At 44.2% G+C, this 18947-nt stretch carries 21 protein-coding genes and 1 pseudogene; 18 read left to right on the top strand and 4 right to left on the bottom strand.

Annotated features, from left to right (window positions below):
* Positions 1 to 77 precede the first annotated feature (77 nt).
* Genes N288_RS23590 through N288_RS23575 form a run of 4 tightly spaced genes read left to right on the top strand, consistent with a single transcriptional unit; the run spans position 78 to position 4729 of the window.
* Entirely contained in the window at positions 78 to 2198 is a 2121-nt protein-coding gene (locus N288_RS23590) for an MMPL family transporter (RefSeq protein ID WP_009794607.1), read from the top strand.
* A 48-nt stretch (positions 2199 to 2246) separates the two neighbouring features.
* Positions 2247 to 2918 (top strand): response regulator transcription factor, encoded by a 672-nt coding sequence (locus N288_RS23585; protein ID WP_009794606.1) that lies wholly within the window; start codon positions 2247 to 2249, stop codon positions 2916 to 2918.
* A complete protein-coding gene (locus N288_RS23580; protein ID WP_009794605.1) occupies positions 2915 to 4291 on the top strand; it encodes a sensor histidine kinase in 1377 nt (458 codons plus the stop codon). Before N288_RS23585 ends, N288_RS23580 begins: the two co-directional genes overlap by 4 nt.
* A 24-nt stretch (positions 4292 to 4315) precedes the next feature.
* Positions 4316 to 4729, top strand: coding sequence for a hypothetical protein (locus N288_RS23575; protein WP_022544600.1), 414 nt, complete (start codon positions 4316 to 4318; stop codon positions 4727 to 4729).
* Between the two features lie 36 nt (positions 4730 to 4765).
* Here N288_RS23575 and arr read toward each other — a convergent pair whose 3' ends face one another.
* Positions 4766 to 5182, bottom strand: a complete 417-nt coding sequence (arr, locus tag N288_RS23570; RefSeq protein ID WP_009794603.1) for an NAD(+)--rifampin ADP-ribosyltransferase — start codon at positions 5180 to 5182, stop codon at positions 4766 to 4768.
* 188 nt (positions 5183 to 5370) lie between these two features.
* Here arr and N288_RS23565 point away from each other — a divergent pair, with 188 nt between their 5' ends.
* Positions 5371 to 6204, top strand: coding sequence for a YitT family protein (locus N288_RS23565; protein ID WP_009794602.1), 834 nt, complete (start codon positions 5371 to 5373; stop codon positions 6202 to 6204).
* Between the two features lie 69 nt (positions 6205 to 6273).
* Positions 6274 to 6589 (top strand): annotated as a pseudogene (locus N288_RS25600) (hypothetical protein); the annotation flags it as partial.
* 29 nt (positions 6590 to 6618) lie between these two features.
* Here N288_RS25600 and N288_RS23555 read toward each other — a convergent pair.
* On the bottom strand, positions 6619 to 7389 hold the full coding sequence (locus tag N288_RS23555; RefSeq protein ID WP_009794601.1) for an SGNH/GDSL hydrolase family protein: 771 nt from the start codon (positions 7387 to 7389) through the stop codon (positions 6619 to 6621).
* Positions 7390 to 7496: 107 nt separating this feature from the next.
* On the opposite strand from N288_RS23555, the gene N288_RS23550 reads away from it, so the two are divergent.
* From N288_RS23550 to N288_RS23500, 11 genes are all read left to right on the top strand, one after another.
* Complete coding sequence (locus N288_RS23550; protein ID WP_022544598.1) at positions 7497 to 8423, top strand: ABC transporter ATP-binding protein; 927 nt, start codon at positions 7497 to 7499, stop codon at positions 8421 to 8423.
* Positions 8416 to 9414, top strand: a complete 999-nt coding sequence (locus N288_RS23545; RefSeq protein ID WP_022544597.1) for an ABC transporter permease — start codon at positions 8416 to 8418, stop codon at positions 9412 to 9414. The genes N288_RS23550 and N288_RS23545 overlap by 8 nt, the downstream gene beginning before the upstream one ends.
* A gap of 493 nt (positions 9415 to 9907) precedes the next feature.
* Complete coding sequence (locus N288_RS25450; RefSeq protein ID WP_022544595.1) at positions 9908 to 10150, top strand: hypothetical protein; 243 nt, start codon at positions 9908 to 9910, stop codon at positions 10148 to 10150.
* A 447-nt stretch (positions 10151 to 10597) separates the two neighbouring features.
* Positions 10598 to 10852: a hypothetical protein gene (locus tag N288_RS23535; protein ID WP_009794595.1), complete on the top strand. Its 255-nt coding sequence runs from the start codon at positions 10598 to 10600 to the stop codon at positions 10850 to 10852.
* An 87-nt stretch (positions 10853 to 10939) separates the two neighbouring features.
* Positions 10940 to 11410 (top strand): DinB family protein, encoded by a 471-nt coding sequence (locus N288_RS23530; protein WP_022544593.1) that lies wholly within the window; start codon positions 10940 to 10942, stop codon positions 11408 to 11410.
* Between the two features lie 235 nt (positions 11411 to 11645).
* A complete protein-coding gene (locus tag N288_RS23525; protein ID WP_009794593.1) occupies positions 11646 to 12173 on the top strand; it encodes a YceI family protein in 528 nt (175 codons plus the stop codon).
* A 44-nt stretch (positions 12174 to 12217) separates the two neighbouring features.
* Positions 12218 to 12643, top strand: a complete 426-nt coding sequence (locus N288_RS23520) for a MarR family winged helix-turn-helix transcriptional regulator (protein WP_009794592.1) — start codon at positions 12218 to 12220, stop codon at positions 12641 to 12643.
* Positions 12644 to 12768: 125 nt separating this feature from the next.
* The gene (locus N288_RS23515; protein ID WP_009794591.1) at positions 12769 to 13362 is read left to right on the top strand and encodes an NADPH-dependent FMN reductase; all 594 of its coding nucleotides are present in this window, start codon (positions 12769 to 12771) and stop codon (positions 13360 to 13362) included.
* A gap of 209 nt (positions 13363 to 13571) precedes the next feature.
* A complete protein-coding gene (locus N288_RS23510; protein WP_009794590.1) occupies positions 13572 to 14510 on the top strand; it encodes a ring-cleaving dioxygenase in 939 nt (312 codons plus the stop codon).
* Between the two features lie 20 nt (positions 14511 to 14530).
* The gene (locus N288_RS23505) at positions 14531 to 15139 is read left to right on the top strand and encodes a flavin reductase family protein (protein ID WP_009794589.1); all 609 of its coding nucleotides are present in this window, start codon (positions 14531 to 14533) and stop codon (positions 15137 to 15139) included.
* 215 nt (positions 15140 to 15354) lie between these two features.
* On the top strand, positions 15355 to 15825 hold the full coding sequence (locus tag N288_RS23500) for a DinB family protein (protein WP_009794587.1): 471 nt from the start codon (positions 15355 to 15357) through the stop codon (positions 15823 to 15825).
* A gap of 128 nt (positions 15826 to 15953) precedes the next feature.
* On the opposite strand, the gene N288_RS23495 is transcribed toward N288_RS23500, so the two are convergent.
* Both N288_RS23495 and N288_RS25315 read right to left on the bottom strand, forming a co-directional pair.
* Positions 15954 to 17648 (bottom strand): methyl-accepting chemotaxis protein, encoded by a 1695-nt coding sequence (locus N288_RS23495; protein ID WP_009794586.1) that lies wholly within the window; start codon positions 17646 to 17648, stop codon positions 15954 to 15956.
* A gap of 464 nt (positions 17649 to 18112) precedes the next feature.
* Positions 18113 to 18271, bottom strand: a complete 159-nt coding sequence (locus N288_RS25315) for a hypothetical protein (protein WP_009794585.1) — start codon at positions 18269 to 18271, stop codon at positions 18113 to 18115.
* A gap of 187 nt (positions 18272 to 18458) precedes the next feature.
* On the opposite strand from N288_RS25315, the gene N288_RS23485 reads away from it, so the two are divergent.
* Positions 18459 to 18938 (top strand): DinB family protein, encoded by a 480-nt coding sequence (locus N288_RS23485; protein ID WP_009794584.1) that lies wholly within the window; start codon positions 18459 to 18461, stop codon positions 18936 to 18938.
* The last annotated feature ends 9 nt before the right edge of the window (positions 18939 to 18947 follow it).

Genomic DNA, 18947 nt, shown 5'->3' with positions numbered 1-18947 from the left:
TTTGTAAACAAAAGTTGATATTGAATTTATATTAGAAATTTATAATGGGGAGCAAATAATAAAAAGGAGGCTATGTAATGAAAAGATGGCTGACCCCTATTACAGACTGGGTATCAACAAAACGGGGGATGTGGATCACAATCATAGTCTGGCTGGTGCTGATGATAGCTTTAAGTGCCGGGCCAAAGCTTGGCGACTATAAAGTGAGTAATTTTCAATCACTCCCTGATGAGGCGGCATCGATAATTGCTGAGAATAAGATAGAGGAGTTATTTCCAAATGAGCAGGGAACCCCAGGAATCCTAGTTTTTCATAATAAATCCGGTGATATTCAATTAGATGAAGTCAATGAGATTGTGAAAGGAATTCTTGCAGAAGATATTAAAGGGATTGATCGAATCGTTGATATCAGCAAGCTTCCTCCCCAGGCATTGGAAGGGTTCATTTCCGTAGATGAATCAACGGTAATTGTCCCGATGGAATTGGAAAAAGGTCTTGGAAGCAAGGATTATTCAGAAATTAACGATAGAGCATCAAAAATCGGCAATGAAATTGCGGATACATTAGAAAGCACAAAATTCTATATTACAGGGCCAGCGGGAATTGCAGGAGATACAACGAAGCTGTTTGAACAGGCAGATGTCGTGTTGCTGCTAGCAACGATTGTGATTGTATTGGTGCTGCTGATTGTCATTTATCGTTCGCCGCTGCTGGCGTTCATCCCGCTTCTGGCTACGATCATCGTCTACCAGGTGGTAAATCAGAGTGTTGCACTGATGGGGGCTGCCGGGCTGGAAATCAATAACTCGACGACTTCCATTATGAGCATCCTGCTCTTCGCGGCTGTTATTGATTATTCTTTATTTGTGTTTTCCCGTTATCGTGAAGGGCTTAATGAAGTGGAGAGTAAATATACGGCGATGAAAAATGCCATGCGCGCTACGGGTGAGCCAGTCTTTTTCGCGGGCGGTACAGTGATGGCCGCCATGCTGGTCTTATTTTTCGCTAATTTCCGTGATTATCAGAACTTTGCCCCGGTATTCGGGCTGGCCATGTTCTTTATTATGCTTGCTTCCATTACGCTTGTACCTGCGTTATTTACCCTATTTGGACGTAAGGCGTTTTGGCCGAAGGTGCCGAAATATGGGGATAAAAAGGGTCTGAAACACACGTTTTGGAAATCGATTGCAAGGCTGGTGGTCAGAAAACCATGGATTAGCGGCGGTTTGACAGGGATTTTCCTGGTTGTGACAGCAATCAATGTGATGAACATTGAGTTTGAATTCGATACAGTGAAGAAGTTCCCTGAAGATTTGCCGTCCCGAGTCGGATATGAAATTGTGGAGTCCCAGTTTGATAAGGGAGAGCTTGCTCCTTCTACTTTGCTCATTGAAAGCAGTGAGTCCCTGTCGAAGGAAAAGACGGACGAAATCAAAGCAGAATTGGAAAGTCTGGACGGCATCGCATCAGTCCGGAAGGATGGACAAACTGAGGATGGCAATGCTTTAAAGTTGAGTGTGGCTTTATCGATGAATCCCTATTCAAGAGAGGCAATTGATTTTATGGAGAATCTCCAGGAGTCATCACCAGAAATGCTCCGGAATCTTTCTATTGACGGGGAAGCGTATTATGGAGGAGTTACGGCAAAGCTGGTTGATGAGAGAAATGTAAATAATAAAGATATTGTGATGATCATGATCCTTGAAACGGTCTTAATTCTGGGTCTCCTAATAGCCCTTACCCGTTCTATTAAAATGCCTATTTATATGGTGGGGACTATCCTGCTGTCATATGTTTCTGCATTGGGTCTTGGAAGCTTCCTGGTAGATGTTCTGTTCGGTTTCGATGCGATAAGCACCCGCGTGCCTGTTTATGCCTTTATCTTCCTGGTGGCATTGGGAGTGGATTATAATATCATTCTTGTTTCCCGTTTTATGGAGGAAAGAAAGGCCCATGGTGTAAAAAAGGCCCTGGAAATTGCCATGACCAATACGGGCGGAGTGATTTCATCTGCTGGTATTATCCTGGCTGCCACCTTTGCGGCCCTGACAACGATGCCGATTGCTGATTTATTCGTATTTGGCTTCATGGTCGCAGTCGGTATCCTGATGGATACTTTCCTGGTTCGGGGAGTGCTGCTGCCAGCTTTGATATTAGCATTTGAGAAAGATCATCAGACCTCTCATAATAATCAATAGCACAATGGCGAAGGCAGTCCGCCGTATTCGCCAATAGGAGGTCCGTTCATGAAAATCATGGTTGTAGATGATGATGTCTATATTCAAAAGCTTGTTTCCATCCATTTGAGCCGGAAAGGGTACCAGGTAGTCAAAGCGAATGATGGAGAAGAAGCTTTGAAGATATTAGAAGGGATGAACGTTGATTTAGCGGTGGTCGATGTGATGATGCCGGGAATGGACGGGTTCGAACTGACGAAGATTTTGTCAGAGGATTATGATATACCTGTGATTCTTTTGACGGCAAAGGGACAGCTGGATGATAAGGAGCGGGGCTTCTTGTCCGGATCGGAAGATTATATTGTTAAGCCCTTCGAGGTGAAGGAGCTGTTGTATCGTGTAGCTGTTGTCCTGCGGAGGATGGAGCGGGCAATGGAAACAGTGATCAAGGCGGGGAATATGGTGCTGGATCGCAAGAACTTTGAGGTGATGATCAATCAGGAGACGATTCTTTTTCCGCTGAAAGAATTTGAATTGCTGAGCATTCTTGCTTCCCGCATTCCAAAGATTGCCCCGCGGGCCTTATTGATTGAGCAGGTATGGGGAATTGATTATGAAGGAAGCGAACAAACACTGAATACCCATATCAATCGGATCCGGGATCGCCTCAGGAAACATGGGGCGACGGTTGAGATTCAAACCGTGAGAGGGATTGGCTATAAGCTGGAGGCTATCGGATGAGGACGCTGTACCGGAAGTTTGTCGCTGCTGCCCTCTCGATCCTGGCTATCAGTATTATCACCGGTTTCTTCCTGGCAAACTGGGTATACACGGCCACGACCAAGCAGAAGATCGACAGCCAGAATGTCGAGATTGCAGAGGAGATCGTCTCGAGCATCGAAGGAATGCCAGGCCACCAAACTGCCCTGATATCCTATTTGGAATCGGTAGGGAAGCTGGGATATCAAGTGCTCGTGTTGAATGAGGAAGGGGAAAAACAGTTTTTTGGAGAGGCGTTTTCGAAGACAGATCTTCCAGGGGAAGCCCGGAAAGTATTGGATAAAAAAGAGATTTATCACGGGATGAGTGACGATTCCAGCCAATCCTTTATGATGGGCCACTTTTCTAATGATGTAGGGAATACGGTCGGGGTGCCGTTTACTTCTGATGGCCAGCAGTTCGCATTGTTTATCCGCCCAAATAACAAACTGCTTTTCTCTGATATCCATATGATTCTTGCCTGGTTCATTCTGGCTGTTTCGGTCGTCAGCATCATCGGAATGATTTGGTTTGCCAAGCATCTGATCCAGCCGATTACACAGCTGACAGAGGCGGTCAAAGAGTTGACCCGTGAAAACTTCCATTATGACCTGACGATCAATCGCCGGGATGAAATTGGCCAGCTTGCACAAAGCTTCACCACCATGCAGAGGCAATTACAGCATAATGATGAAGCCCGGAAATCCTTCATCAGCAATGTATCCCATGATTTCCAGTCACCGCTTATGAATATTCAGGGATATGCCGAACTTTTGAAGTTAGATGTGAATGAGACTGAACGGGTACAGTATTTGGAGATCATCAATGATGAATCAAAGCGGCTTTCTCATTTGACCAAACAATTATTGATTATGACCTCTTTGGATCAAAACGCGTACCCTATGAAGGTATCAGAGGTGCGGGCAGATAAGCAGATTAAACAGGCAATCCGCAGGTATCAATGGCTGATAGAGGAAAAAGAAATAGAAGTCTCGTATAATCTCGAACATTGTGTATTCAAATATGATGCCGAGCTGATGACGAATGTATGGGATAATCTCATGACCAATGCCATCAAGTACAGCAGTCCGGGAGACAGCATGTGGATTGGTTTGGAGAAAAGAGAAACAGACCTTGTGATTACATTTAAAGACACGGGGGCAGGGATGTCGGAGAAAGAGATGGATCAGATCTTTGACCGTTTTTATCGTGTTGATTCAGCGAGGAAGAAAGGAGGGACCGGCCTCGGTCTCTCGATCGTCAAGCAGATCATCGACCTGCATGATGGGAAAATCAGTGTTGCGAGCAAGCCTGGTGAGGGGACGGTTTTCACAATCACCCTTCCAGTTATATAAAAAAGCATAGTGGGGGAGAGGAAAATGGAACAAATCTGGAGTCTGCGGTTAATTCGATTTGCTGCCATCTTTGGCGTCATTGGCACTTATTTGGGGTCTCATATGGCAGGTCAGATGGATTATGCCCTCAGGCCGGTCCATGCGCACATTCTGCTGGTCGGCTGGCTTTCCGTATTCGCATGGGGAATATTCTATAAAGCTTATAAGATTAAATATAAAAAGCTGGTAGCCATCCATAGTATGCTGGGAATGGCGGGAGCATTGGGATTGACCGCAGGCATGTGGATGTACAACTTAAATCCCTTTCAGCTGAATGAAACATTTGTCATGGTCTTTTTCATCGTGGGCGGCACACTGCTCCTGCTGGCATTTTTATTATTTGTCGTTATTACCTTTATGGTGGAGAACCACGGGGACAGACCCCATGGCTCTTTTTGAAGCTTGGCCACGGGACCTGTCCCCGTGGCCTTTGTTTTAATCGTAAATAACAGCTTTTCCTTGTTCACGCAGCTTTTTTAAAGAGGCTAGCATATGATTTATTTCTTCGTCGGAATGTCTTTCCCATGTGCTTAGTTCTGCTGTTATTTTCAAAGGGGATTTAGACCTGTAAGAGCGAGTCGGATTGCCGGGAAATCTTTTGTCAGTTAAGTTTGGATCATTTTCAAACTCACCTAATGGTTCTACAATATAAATTCTTTCTTTTGAAGAGGATGCTGCTAATTCAGCGCCCCATTTGGCAGCATCCAATGTTGCAGTAAAGTATATATAATTTGATTTTTTATCCTGGTAATTTGATATGTGCTGCGGTTCTAATAAATCTCCAATTTTTAAGGCTGCTTTCGTGCCATGAAAAAAAGGTCCGTGATCTAAGACAGCTTTTTTGTCACTCATACGGATACACCTCTTATTTTAGATTTGTGATAACAGTATATTACTTGAACACCAAAATAAGAAGAGCCAGGGGGACAGGTCCCTTGGCTCTTTTTGAGGATGGGCCAAGGGACCTGTCCCCTTGGCTCCACCGCGGCCTTTCCTTTATGCTATAGTATTCTGGTATTCTAAAGGAACGGAGTGATCGTATGAACTCGACAGCAAAAGAAATTATCTTGATTATTATCGGATCCCTGTTCTTTGCACTTGGGGTGAATCTGTTCGCAATCCCAAATGAGCTGGGCGAGGGCGGCGTGACGGGGATCTCCATGACCCTCTTTTATGTATTGGACTGGTCCCCGGGCTACACGAACTTTGTGATGAACGGGATTCTGCTTGCCATCGGCTATAAAGTGCTTAATAAGCGGGTGACGTGGTACACCTTGCTTGCCATCTTCTTTACATCTGTATTCCTGCACTTCACAGAAGATATGGGGCGCTCGCTGGATATCATGCTGGGTACGGTATTCGCTGGTGTATTCATTGGCATCGGCCTTGGAATCGTGCTCCGATCCGGCGGTACGACGGGCGGGTCGACCATTGTTGCCCGCATGCTCAACCAGCGATTCGGCTGGGCCGTGAGCACGACCATGTTCGTGTTCGACATTCTCGTTGTTCTCGGATCGGCCTTTGTCATTGGGATTGAGAATACCATGTACACCGGGATCTCCATCTACATCAGCACCAAAATTCTTGATTATCTAATCGACGGCTTTGACACCCGGAAAGCCGTCACCATCATCTCCCCCTATACTGAGAGCATTGCTGAAAGAGTCAGCGCCGAAATGGACCGGGGAGCCACCATCATTAATGCACGGGGCCACTACTCCAAAGAATCCAAGGACATACTCTACGTGGTCATAAACAAGCAGGAGCTCTTCCTTCTCAAGAAGATGATCCAGCAGATCGATGAAAAAGCCTTCGTCGTGGTGCATGATGTGCGGGATGTGTTCGGTGAAGGATTTACATTTCCTAAAACATGAGCCAAGGGGACAGGTCCCTTGGATCTTTTTTCATTTGAGCCGCGGGACCTGTCCCTGTGGCCCTGTTGTTTCCGTGAGGATGAATTTAAGGTCGATCAGATTGAACTGAATTTAGGTCCATATTATTCGGCATACAATGAGGTGCTAATCCGGCATACTAAACCATCTGGCGAACTTATTCCGGTTATGTATCAAGCGATAAACATATACTCAGAAATGCTGAACGTGACAATGCAGTAGTAAAGTATTTTATAAACATAAAGATCTATCAACAAAAGAATTGCTAATAAGGCTGGTTGAACTTTTCCCAACCGCAGGCTACGGAGATTTACAATCTATAGAGTTAATAAAAAACCAAGGGGACAGGTCCCTTGGCCCTTTGTGAAGCTGGGCCATGGGACCTGTCCCCCTGGCTCATTCAACAATGCTTTTTTCAATGATAAGATACGTACTATCTGCTATCTGCTGATAAGTAGTGTCATTCGGATGGAAGACATCGCTGGACAGGTCGCGTTTGGCATCAATGACGAGATTGAAGGTATCGACGACTTGAATGCCGTATTTCAAGCCCAGTGTGCGGGCTGATTCATTCCATTTTTGTATGATAGAATCGAATGATTCTCCGTCTGGTGATTGCTTGAATGGATTATACAGCCCCGTATAGAGGGTGACGGCATCGGGATTGATTTCGCGAATGTTTTTAAAGACTTTTTCCAGGTTGGGGATTTCGGTTTCCAGGATGCCGAGCGCGGTCTCTTCTGAATAATTGCTGAAGATTTCCCCGCTGTTAAACAGGTTGTTTCCCCCGATTGTAATAGTAATGATTTTGGCCTCTTTAAGCGTTCTCTGGACTTCCTTTTGTTCCAGCTGCTCCAGCAGGTCCTCGATTCTGGCGCCTCTTATGCCAAGGTTCTGATAGCGTTCAACGAGGTTATTCTCTTTGAGCTGATTCCCGGTCAGCGAGACAAAGCCTTCACCTTTTGATGAGCCAACACCTCTTGTTAATGAATCTCCGAGTGCAATATAAGTGTCGCCCGGGGTAGCAGGCGCTTCTTCTGATTTCGCCAATATCTGCGCCTGGGGAGGATTGGTAATATCCATATAGGCGCTGACAAGGCCGTAGCCAAACAGAACTGTCAAGCCAAGGGATAGTGTGATAAACAGCGGCCATTTCCATTTTTTCATCGTTTGACCTCTCCTTCTATCTTGATTGTATCAATCTTTTCCTTTATTGAGTATTCAAAAGAGTCACTGCCTGATTTTTTCGCTAAAATAGAACTTAGGGTGATGCTATGAGCGTAAAACCAACTGTTAGATTGGAAAATGTAACGAAAATCATAGGAAAGAAGACGATTATTGATCAAATATCATTTGAGATTTATCCGGGGGAAGTATTTGGGTTCCTGGGTCCAAATGGCGCCGGAAAAACGACTACCATCCGGATGCTTGTCGGACTCATCAAGCCAACGTCCGGGAAGGTTGAGATCTGCGGCTTTGATGTCGGAAAGCAATTTGTGAAGGCGATGCAGCGCCTCGGTTCCATCGTCGAAAATCCTGAGCTGTATAAGTATTTAAGCGGCCGCGAAAACCTGCAGATCTTTGCGCGGATGCTGCCTGGAGTCGATGAAGAACGGATACAGGAAGTCATTGACCTGGTTGATCTGACAGCAAGGGTTGATGATCAGGTGCGGACCTATTCGCTGGGTATGCGGCAGCGCCTGGGAATTGCACAAGCCCTGTTAGGCCGTCCTGATGTGCTTATACTGGATGAGCCTACAAATGGCTTGGACCCTATGGGAATAAAAGATCTTCGCACATTCATCAGGAAGCTGGTCGATGAAACAGGTCTTTCCGTTCTTGTATCGAGTCATATTTTAAGTGAGATTGAACTGCTGGCCGATCGTGTGGCGATAATGAGCCACGGGAAGATTGTAAAGACCGGCAGCGTAAGCGATCTGGTCAATTCCCTGTCATCAGGTGTGGACTGGAGAGTCAGTGATTCTTTCCGGGCGCTCGCCATTTTGAATGAGTCTCCCCATGTCCAGGCTGCAGAGCTGTACGATGACCATACAATCCACACGCTTATGGACGAAAGTAAAACTTTCATTCTGAATGAAGCCTTATTGAAAGCTGGTATTGAGGTATGGACAATCGAAAGAAAAGTGCAGACATTGGAAGACCTATTTATTAGTTTGACAGGAGGCGATCATATTGTCTAATCCGAATATGGCGGGCCTGGTCCGCAATGAAGTAATGAAAATCGCCTCCAAAAAACGCTTGCCGGTTGTCATACTTATTTTGATCATTCTGGTCTCCATGTTTACATACGCACAATACCGGGAGATACAGGAGAAAATTGAAAAGCAGGGCACTCTGGACTGGAGGGTGGACCTGCAGCAGGAGATTGTCGACCGGCAAAACCGGCTGGCATCAAGCGGAATCCAGGACGAGTTCAGGGAGTTCCTGGAATTTGACCTCAAGCAAAAGCAATATTATCTCGACAATGATATCAACCCGAACTATCCCGGGGCCCCTACGTTTATACGAATCTTCTTCTCACAGGGACTTACACTTGTCCTGCCATTATTCATTATTATCATCATGGCTGATATCGTGAGCGGGGAGTACAATGACGGCACCATCAAAACCTTGCTGTCCCGGCCTGTCAGACGGTGGAAAATCCTGATGGCCAAATGGCTGACCGTTTTGCTGTATACATCACTGCTTATGGCGGCAACGGTGATTGTCTGTTATGCCGTGTCAGGACTCATACTTGGCTATGACGGATGGACAGCCCCAATATTAACCGGATTCCAGGTTTCGGCCACTGGCGAATTTTCAACAGAATTCATCCATACCCTGCCGATGTGGGAGTACTTGCTCATGACAGTCGGGCTTGCCTGGGTGGTAACTGCTGTGGTTGGAACCATCAGCCTCATGATCTCTGTGCTCGTGAAAAACACAGCGACTGGAATAGGCGCGATGATGGCGGTGTTAATCGCCGGCACCCTGTTGAGTTCCATCGGGTCGAGCTGGACAAGCTCCAAGTATCTGGTGAACCTGAACTTTGATCTGATCAACTATCTGGAAGGCCAGGCACCGCCGATAGAAGGAATGACACTGCCATTTTCATTGATCATCCTTGCCGTATGGACGGCTGCCTGCCTGGCTGTGGCATTCTGGAACTTTACTCAGAAGGATATGTATTAATGAGCCAAGGGGACAGGTCCCGTGGCCCATTTTGCTGAGAACCGAGAAACCCTATCCATGTGGCATCTAGTCTAAAGAAGGGAGAGAATTTATTGAGTGATAAACTTTACAATCTCATAAAAGTAATTTGTTTGGCAGTTATCGCCTTATCCAGTGTAATGATTGCGTTGGAGCTTATGAATATTAGACAGATCCTGCATTCGATTGGCCATTAGGTCCCAACAGGTTTACGGGCGAGTGTATAAGCTGGTTAGCAGAGATAATGCTGTAGAAATCGGGGTAGCTGTTGCTATTGGCCTGTTTGGTAATCAAGGAAGAACAATGGGTGACGATTGCAATTATGATAGCGAAAAAAGGTGAAATTACGGGTTGTCCATTTGCTGCCAGCAAGGCGGCTTTTTTTTATACCGAAAAATAAATGACCCAAAAATTGGAAACCTTTAGAGCTTGTGTCCGTATAAATTAGTCAAAAGAAAAAAGGCGGGTGGTTTTTTTGGAAGTTATACAAGGAAAAGATTTAAAGCCGAAGTTTTTTGCTCTCGGCCTGATATTAGCCGTCAGTTGTTTGCCAATCAGTGTTTTAGGCGTTAATGCAATTCAGAAGTTTTATTTTCAGCCTGATTATCATCTGTTTTTCAGTATACCTAAGACAGCATATCTCCTGTTTATCATCGGATCTTCCATCCTCTTTGTTATTCTGGCTTTACTTTTAAGTATAGCCGATTCAAAGTTTTAGCCTCTGCTGATTCTATCCAATATCCTCTTATCTGCGATTGCAGTCTTCTTCCTTTGGCAGTCTTTTCAAACCCATTCTTATCTGACCGAGGAGGGGTTAAAGGTAAAGGCGCCTTTTGCCCGCGAACAGAACTTTGAATGGGACAGCATTCAAAAAGTCACACAAATAAGCAAACACGGAGTTCCCTATAGATTAGAGTTTCATATAAAAGATGCCGGGACACATAAATTTGACCTGCAAAGTGAATTTAATGTGAAGAGAAGCGCCTTTTATTCGCTGCTTGCTGAACAGAATGTTGAGATTGAAAGCAGGCAGCCGGATTAAGAAGCAGCCTGCCTTAAAGTTCATGGCTGCTGCTGGGCCAAAAGGTGATCACAATTTTATGCCGGCCGGGGTGCCGGATGGTCAGCTTAGGGAGAAATAAAGAACAAAAGAGAGGGGATTTCCATGGAAAAAATCTTAGTGAAAACAGGAATCTATTCATTTATTATTCCATTTTTTATATTGGTGGCTTTTATGAAAAGGGTAGATGAAAGAACCAATTTGGAGGGATACACTTCAACTATCGAAACGCCATACGCAGAATACTTCTTTACTATATTCCGCTATTCTGTGATTGCTTCCCTTATTGCGGTAGGGGTGACATTTGCTTACTTGATGTCAGAAAAGAAAAAAGAAAATGAAGAGGAGCAAGGGAAGTGACCTTTCGCCTTGTCTGCTATTTAAGCAGGACTTATTAACGTTTTGGTGAAATTCTATACTGAATCAGCCTTTAAAAGGAGGACAGGAATGAACCGAACTGAATTTCTGTTAAGGATGCTTGATACTACCTTCAACAAGGAGAACTGGTATGCGCCATTGAAGCCTGCCATAGAAGGGCTATCCGCTGAACAGGCCAGCTGGAAGCCGGAAGGGGCTGCGGTAAAATCCATATGGGAGAATGTAAACCATCTTATCTATTACAAAGAGAGACTTGCGGCGAATCTAGCGGGACGGGAGTGGACTCGAAATCTTGATGGTGATGAAACTTTTGCTCTCACCGGCCAAGTAAATGATGAAAAGGTATGGAAAGCAGTCATAGAACGGGCAGAACTGGCCCATCACAGCGTAAGGAAAGCAATCATCCGGATTACGCCTGAAAGGCTTGAACAAAATGACCTTGAAGAAAAACTCTTAGACATCATGCTGCACGATGCTTACCATACCGGGCAGATTATTCAATTAAGGAAGATGCAAGGAACCTGGCCTTCTCAGCGCTAACAGTGGGCCAAGGGGACAGGTCCCTTGGCTCTCTCCTTAAAAATGGGCCAAGGTACCTGTCCCCATGGCTCAAAAAAAAATCTTTTAAATAGTTGTTGACTTCCATTCCCAATATATGATAAATTTATCTCGAATTAAAGATAATTTATTTCGGAATAAACATCGCAGCTTATTTTTTTGACAACATGTCTCGAATTCGAGATAAATAAAAATTATATTTTGGAGGAGATTTTAAATGGCAAAGTGGACAGTAGATCAATCGCATTCAGCAGTAGGTTTTGAAGTGAAGCACATGATGGTTTCAAAGGTGAAGGGTTCTTTTGATTCTTATACAGCAGATGTGGAAGCAGCAGATTTAACAGATCTGACAACAGCTTCAATCGCATTCACATTCGATGTTGCAAGCATTAATACACGCAGCGAGGACCGTGAGAACCACCTGAAGTCAGCTGATTTCTTTGATGTTGAAAACTACCCGACGATTGATTTCAAATCAACAAACATCGTAAAAGACGGCGATGATTTTAAAGTAACAGGCGATTTAACTATCAAGGGCGTGACAAAGCCGGTCACTTTTGATGTAGAATACGGCGGCAAAGGAACAAACCCTTGGGGCGTTGAAGTATACGGCTTTGAAGCAGCAGCAAAAATCAACCGTGAAGAATTCGGCCTGACTTGGAACGCAGCACTTGAAACTGGAGGCGTACTTGTAGGCAAGGATATTAAAATCAAAGTGGAACTAGAAGTAAATCCAGCAGCATAATTAAGAGTTGAAATGGAAGAGCTGCCGGTTAAGGAGAAAAACGTATGAATGATAAGTTGAAAGCTGTAACGGTCATACTACGTGCTTCCCAAGCTATACAAGAAGCGATTCGCAAAGATGCAGCCAACTACGACTTGAATCCTACGGAATTCTCTGTTCTTGAGCTCTTATACCATAAGGGTGATCAGCCTATTCAGATGATTGGCAGGAAAGTTTTGATCTCGAGCAGCAGCATTACCTACGTGGTGGATAAATTAGAGCAGAAAAATTATGTGAGGCGCCAGGGGTGCCCAGAAGACCGCCGGGTCATATATGCGGTGCTGACAGCTGAGGGGAAGGCTTTGATGGATCATGTCTTTCCCCGGCATGAAAGCAAAATGGGTGAAGTGTTTGATGAGTTAAGTGCGGATGAAGTCAATCAAACGATTGATTTAATGAAAAAAATCGGCTGCAGGGCAGAACGCATTTAATTTTTTTTTGAAAACATATCTCGAATTCGAGATATGTTGAGCCAAGGGGACAGACATATTGGCCCAAATGAGCCGAGGTACCTGTCCCCCAGGCTCTGGAGATATGTTGGAAGGGGAGCTATTCTATGGGTTTTCTAAATAAACTATTTGGAACAAAAAAAGAGGAGGAAGAAACAATGACAAAATTAAACATTGGTATCATTCTAGGTTCTACACGTGAAGGACGGGTAAGCCCGCAAGTAGGTGCGTGGGTGAAAGAAGTAGCTGACAAGCGCGGTGACGCGAACTATACCATCATTGATATCGCTGACTACAAGCTTCCATTGCTTGGCGAAGCGGGCGCAGATGCTTCTGGGGCTGCTGCATGGTCAGAAATCGTTGCCGCCCAGGACGGATTCATTTTCATTGTGCAGGAATACAACCACTCTATCACAGGCGCACTGAAAAATGCACTGGATTACCTGCGTGTTGAGTGGAACAATAAAGCAGCCGGAATCGTTTCTTACGGTTCAGTAGGCGGGGCGCGAGCTGCAGAACACTTGCGCGGCATTCTGGGTGAATTGTCAGTAGCTGACGTCCGCGTACATCCGGCACTGTCTTTATTCACAGACTTTGAAAATGGCAATCAGTTCAAACCAAAAGAAGTACAAGAGGATTCAGTCAATCAAATGCTGGATCAACTGATCCCTTGGTCCACAGCTCTTTCCACAATCCGCTAAGCGGCAGAGCCTATTATATACAGGTGCAGCTTAATGCACCTGTATATATTCTAAATATAAAAAAGGGTATAAAGGTTGAGCAGATCCTGTCAAGCCGATTGGTCGATGTGCTCAGAAGTTATACGGCGGCAGAGCCAAGGGGACAGGTACCTTGGCCCAAGTGGGACGAGGGACCTGTCCCACTGGCTCAAAACGAAAGGAGAATATATATGAAAAAAGAGATAATGGGTATTCATCATATTACGGCGATTGTAGGGCATCCGCAGGAGAATCTAGATTTTTACGCAGGGGTGCTGGGCTTGCGCCTGGTCAAACAGACAGTGAATTTTGACGATCCGGGCACATATCATCTTTATTTTGGAGATGAAGGCGGGAAACCTGGGACTATCATCACCTTCTTCCCATGGGCCGGTGCCCGCCAAGGGGTTATTGGGGATGGTCAGGTTGGTGTGACATCATATATGGTTCCAAAGGGTGCCATGAGGTTCTGGGCAGAGAGGCTCCAGAAGTTTGAAGTTCCTTTTACGAAAATCGAGCGCTTTGGTGAGCAATACTTGGCATTTGATGACCCTCATGGGCTGCATCTTGAAATTGTGGAAAGAGAAGAAGGGGAAGCGAACGCATGGGAATTCGGCGGCATTACTCCTGAAGTGGCGATCAAGGGCTTTGGGGGCGCGACGCTGTTATCGGCGGAGCCTGCAAAAACTGCTGACCTCCTGGAGAATGTTATGGGGCTTGAAAGAGTTGGTGTGGAAGAGGATATTGCCCGCTTCCGCTCTTCCGCTGATATCGGCAATATCATCGACCTGAAATTGACTCCGGCCGGCCGCGGCCAGATGGGTGTCGGAACGGTGCACCATATCGCCTGGCGGGCAAGTGATGACGAAGATCAGCTGAGCTGGAGAAATTATATTGCTGAGAAAGGATATGCTGTCACCCCAGTAAAAGACCGAAATTATTTTAACGCGATTTACTTCAGGGAGCATGGAGAAATTTTATTTGAGATAGCGACAGATCCTCCAGGCTTTGCACATGATGAATCACAGGCTACAATGGGAGAGAAGCTGATGCTTCCCGAGAAGTATGAGCAGTTCAGAGAGCAGTTAGAACATAGTCTAATCCCGATTAGTGTAAGAGAATTAGATTAACTTGCAAAGGAATGATTCAAATGCTTTCCATCGATCCTGCCAGCCTGCCGGAAAGAGAAAATTACAAATTTCTCATCGGCAGCATCATCCCGAGGCCCATTGCTTTTGTGACTACCCTCTCAAAGGATGGTGTGGTGAACGGTGCACCATTCAGCTATTTCAACATTGTCTCGGCCAACCCGCCCATGATATCCCTATCCATCCAGCGTGCGCAGGGAAGGCAGAAGGATACAGCCAGAAACATTCTCGAGTCAAAGGAATTTGTGGTTCACATCGTTGATGAGCTCAATGTCGAAAAGGTCAATCAGACAGCGGCCAGCCTTCCTCCTGACCAGAGCGAAATAGAGGCAGCAGGTTTTACAGCAGAGGCAAGCGAAAAAATAGCAGTACCTGGCGTAAAGGAAGCAAAAATCCGGATGGAGTGCGTGCTGGAACATGCCCTGGAGTTAGGCGGTACAGACTTACCTGGTACCGACTTTATCATCGGCAAGGTTGTACAATTCCATATAGAAGAAGATCTATATGACAAGGGACGTATCGACCAGAAGGGGCTTGCTGCCGTCAGCAGACTGGCTGGGAATGATTATGCCAGGATTGGGGAAGTTTTTACGATTGAGCGGCCAGAATAATAAAAACAATCAGGACCCTAGCTTCAATATTAGGGTCCTTTATTTTGCTGCTAAAAATGCTGTGGCCGTCAATTTGGCTGAAGCAGTTCCTTACAGAGATAGCTACAATGAAACTCCATTTAAATATTCTCATTAGTTATCTAAAGATTTCTTCTTTTTCTCCAACACGAACGTGTATTCGTGTATAATTGATAAAAATGTGAGGAGGATTTTGTATGAATTCAATCGATTTAGTCATTTTAAACTTAAACGAAGTCAGAAGAAGAAGCATTAAAGTCTGGACTACTATTCCTGATGAGAAACTCTTTTGGAAGCCTGATAATGAAGCATTGAGTTGTCTGGAAATGATTCGGCACGTATTAGAAAGTGAACACTACTATCACTTGGCTATCAAAAATAGAGGAAGTTTAACCGCTTATGATTCACCGTACGAAAACCGCCCGTTCATATCGGTACAAAATGAATTGGATTTTGCAGAAACTCACAGAAGAGAATTTATAGATAATATAAAATCATTTTCTGAGGAAGACTTGGAAAATGTTAAAATTGACCGCTCAGAGTCAGGGTACATAAGAGACTTAGGTGACATGCTATTGCGGGTAGCTTATCACGAATCCGTTCATACTGGGCAGTTATTAGATTATTTAAGAACCGCAGGGGTCCCGAGAATCAGGATCTGGGACTAATCCCACTATTGGTGCTGAATGAATCTTTAATTTCTGTTGAGGAATAGTGGTAGACCCCGCATATTTTATGGCTTTACCAAATGTGGGGTCAGGTACCTATTTCGCTGCAGGTTTATATCGTAAAGGAGTTAGATTTTAAATTTGCTGACTAACTCTTTCAAATCGTCCGCCAGATTAGACAGTGCTGAGGCGGATGCAGCTATTTCTTCCATTGATGCAAGTTGTTCCTCTGCTGACGCTGCTACATTCTGTGAATGCATCGAGGTTTTTTCTGATATGTTAATTATGCCAGCCACTGTTGCTGATACTTCTTGTGTACTTGCCGATATTTGTTCAGAAGTGGCTGCCATATCGTTGGTTTCTTCTGTTAATCTTCCCATATAATCAAGAATTTCCTTGAAGTTATCACTTGTCTGGTTAACAATGGCTAATCCTTCTTTTACATAAACAGAAACCTGTTCTATAGACCCGTTGGACTGCTCCATGTCTTCTTGTATCGTCTTAATGAGCGCTGAAATCTGTGAGGAAGATTGCTGGGATTGTTCCGCCAGTTTCCTGACTTCATCTGCTACTACGGCAAATCCTTTCCCATGCTCCCCAGCTCTGGCTGCTTCTATTGCTGCGTTTAATGCCAGTAAATTAGTTTGATTCGCAATATCTGTGATTGCTTTCGTTATTTCTTCTATTTCCTGAGATCTGTGTTCTAGTGATTTTATGATTTCTCCACTAGCTGCAACAGAGCGATTAATTCGATTGATCTGCTTAACCGTATTGCTGACAAACACTCCGCCTTCTTTGGCTTTTTCAACTGCCCGAACACTTACTTCGGAAACCACAGAAGCATTTTCGGCAATGGAGTGAATTCCTTTAGCGACTTCATCCAGAGCCAATGAGCTCTCTTGCACACTTGTTGTAGAATGTTCCGCGCCGTTAGCTACTTGCTGAATCGATTCTGTTATGGTCTCTGTTGCGATACTTGTTTGTTCAGAGCTTGCAGTCAGCTGTTCAGATGAAGATGCCAGCTGTTCAGTTGTAAAAATAACCTCATGAACCATCGTTTTAAGATTTTCAGACATCTGGTTGTAGCTTGCAGATAAAGAGCCCAGTTCATCTCTTGAGCGGTCATTAATCTTCGCAGTAAACTCGCCTTTGCCCGCCATTTCAAGGGCATTTGCAATATTGGCAAGTCTCTTTTTCATCTTATGGGTAAACCAATAGACGATTATAGAAGCTAAAACAGCCATAACCAATAAAGCAAATAGGAGCTTTGACAAAACAGAAGAAAGTATTTCATTTATTTTTTCTTCAGAGGCACCAACATAGAAAATTCCGACGACTTCCCCTGAAGCAGCCTGTAAAGGCATATAAGCTGTTTGATACGTATTGCCGGCTACATTTGCCTGGCCGTAGTAATTTGTCTTATTTTTAATCACAGTATTAACCACTTCAGGGGACGCTCTTGTGCCAATGGCACGTTCGCCATCTATCATTACATTTGTCGTTATACGGGTATCACCGAGGAATATTGTGACGGTATCTCCTGTATCTTCCGCAATCTCATCTACTATTTCGTAGTTATCATTTAATAAAGCAGAACCTTTATAAAGTTTATTTCCCCGAACTTCCCAATCTCCAGGATGTATATTATTGATATACCTATAAGCTAACCTCAGATCTCCTTTTGCTTTCTCGGTTGCAAATTCTTGGACTCCCTTTGTAACCTCTTGTTTTACAACAAATCCAATAACTGCAGATAAAACAAATATGATGGATATGACAATTAGGTTTATTTTTGTCCCTAATTTAAATTCGAATTTTTTCATTCTTCCCAAATGTACCTTCTCCTTATTCAATCTCAATTTTAGAAATATCCTAAAGGTACTATCGGTCCATAACTGTTAATTTTAATAAGAAATATTTGGTTTGAAAAAATAAGGGTTTTTTTATATGCCCAGCCTAACTGGAGTTAGGGGAGCCGGTTGAACAATTAATCATAATGGAAGTTTTTGAGGAAATTAAAATGAGTAATATGCCTGAAGCAAAGGGTTATATATTGGGGTTTTCTTACAGTATTAATATAGCTCGATCTCTTGTTGCTTTTCATAAGCGTGAAAAAGATAAAGGATGTTATCTGATAAACGAGTCATCGTTGAGCCTCTCTTCTTACCACAGAGATTTCCTCTCCAAGTATCTTTCGGACCTTCAAAGTAACTATGACTCAGAGAGGACATTGGTTTTCTTCGTAATTCTTTCTTAATGGTGTGATGTCTATACTGGCTCTCGGCTTTTATTGAAAATAAATGCTTCCGCCTAAATTATCCTTCGTACTTTCCTTTAACGCTGAGGTATTTATTTTGCGACCTGTCCTGCTGTAGTGAAAATCAATCAATTTTCCCAGACCAAAGAAAAAGGCTCCAATTGCCAGCAGTATAATCCATAAAGGCATTCACCCACCTCCTTTTTCAATATATTAACATTTATTTCCTATGTACATTCCTGTTTATGTATTTTATTGGGATTTAATGCGTGGTGTTCTGAGCGGGCTTCTGTTTTAGTCTCATTTTATCAATCAGGCAGGAAGTCCGGTAATCGCAGCGAATAAGTCATTATCTTATCAAAGGAGTGTGGAAAGTATGGCTCATGCTATGGATGTGCTGGCCGACCAGCTGTCTGCAAATGCGAATGATCCGAGCTGGTATGTTCCCTTTTCAGAGTCAGTTGCAGACTTATCAGAGGAAGATGCCTTTTGGAAGCCCAATGAGGAGAGCAACAGCATTGCCGAAATGGTTCAGCATCTTCTTTATTGGAATGAAACCTGGCAAAAGAGATATAAAAAGGGTCATGTCAATGCAGTTCCGCCCATTGGCAGAAATGATGAAAGCTTTGTATTGCCGGAAAATATAACCTTCAGTGATTTAAAGGAGCGGCTATTAGAGGTTCTCTTGCAGTGGCAGAATCTTCTCTCCCAGGAAAAGCTAGAAAGTGAAGTGGAAGGTTTCCCTGAATCGGCGGAATGGTGGGCTATCATTGGGAATCTGTCCACACACAATGCGTACCATATTGGGCAGATGGTCTATGTGCGGAAGCTGCAGGGGAGCTGGATGAATAGTTAGGTTTTAATG

It is taken from the genome of Bacillus infantis NRRL B-14911, assembly GCF_000473245.1.
In the GTDB taxonomy this organism is placed as follows: domain Bacteria; phylum Bacillota; class Bacilli; order Bacillales; family Cytobacillaceae; genus Bacillus_AB; species Bacillus_AB infantis.
This window is presented reverse-complemented; position numbering and strand designations above follow the sequence as displayed.

Coding starts and splice junctions, on each gene's coding strand:
- N288_RS23495 (WP_009794586.1), bottom strand. CDS start 17,648: ATGAAAAAATTCGAATTTAAATTAGGGACAAAAATAAACCTAATTGTC.
- arr (WP_009794603.1), bottom strand. CDS start 5,182: ATGAGTGACAAAAAAGCTGTCTTAGATCACGGACCTTTTTTTCATGGC.
- N288_RS23535 (WP_009794595.1), top strand. CDS start 10,598: ATGGAAAAAATCTTAGTGAAAACAGGAATCTATTCATTTATTATTCCA.
- N288_RS23590 (WP_009794607.1), top strand. CDS start 78: ATGAAAAGATGGCTGACCCCTATTACAGACTGGGTATCAACAAAACGG.
- N288_RS23510 (WP_009794590.1), top strand. CDS start 13,572: ATGAAAAAAGAGATAATGGGTATTCATCATATTACGGCGATTGTAGGG.
- N288_RS23575 (WP_022544600.1), top strand. CDS start 4,316: ATGGAACAAATCTGGAGTCTGCGGTTAATTCGATTTGCTGCCATCTTT.
- N288_RS25315 (WP_009794585.1), bottom strand. CDS start 18,271: ATGCCTTTATGGATTATACTGCTGGCAATTGGAGCCTTTTTCTTTGGT.
- N288_RS23580 (WP_009794605.1), top strand. CDS start 2,915: ATGAGGACGCTGTACCGGAAGTTTGTCGCTGCTGCCCTCTCGATCCTG.
- N288_RS23530 (WP_022544593.1), top strand. CDS start 10,940: ATGAACCGAACTGAATTTCTGTTAAGGATGCTTGATACTACCTTCAAC.
- N288_RS23565 (WP_009794602.1), top strand. CDS start 5,371: ATGAACTCGACAGCAAAAGAAATTATCTTGATTATTATCGGATCCCTG.
- N288_RS23505 (WP_009794589.1), top strand. CDS start 14,531: ATGCTTTCCATCGATCCTGCCAGCCTGCCGGAAAGAGAAAATTACAAA.
- N288_RS23550 (WP_022544598.1), top strand. CDS start 7,497: ATGAGCGTAAAACCAACTGTTAGATTGGAAAATGTAACGAAAATCATA.
- N288_RS23525 (WP_009794593.1), top strand. CDS start 11,646: ATGGCAAAGTGGACAGTAGATCAATCGCATTCAGCAGTAGGTTTTGAA.
- N288_RS23585 (WP_009794606.1), top strand. CDS start 2,247: ATGAAAATCATGGTTGTAGATGATGATGTCTATATTCAAAAGCTTGTT.
- N288_RS23500 (WP_009794587.1), top strand. CDS start 15,355: ATGAATTCAATCGATTTAGTCATTTTAAACTTAAACGAAGTCAGAAGA.
- N288_RS23485 (WP_009794584.1), top strand. CDS start 18,459: ATGGCTCATGCTATGGATGTGCTGGCCGACCAGCTGTCTGCAAATGCG.
- N288_RS23515 (WP_009794591.1), top strand. CDS start 12,769: ATGGGTTTTCTAAATAAACTATTTGGAACAAAAAAAGAGGAGGAAGAA.
- N288_RS23520 (WP_009794592.1), top strand. CDS start 12,218: ATGAATGATAAGTTGAAAGCTGTAACGGTCATACTACGTGCTTCCCAA.
- N288_RS23555 (WP_009794601.1), bottom strand. CDS start 7,389: ATGAAAAAATGGAAATGGCCGCTGTTTATCACACTATCCCTTGGCTTG.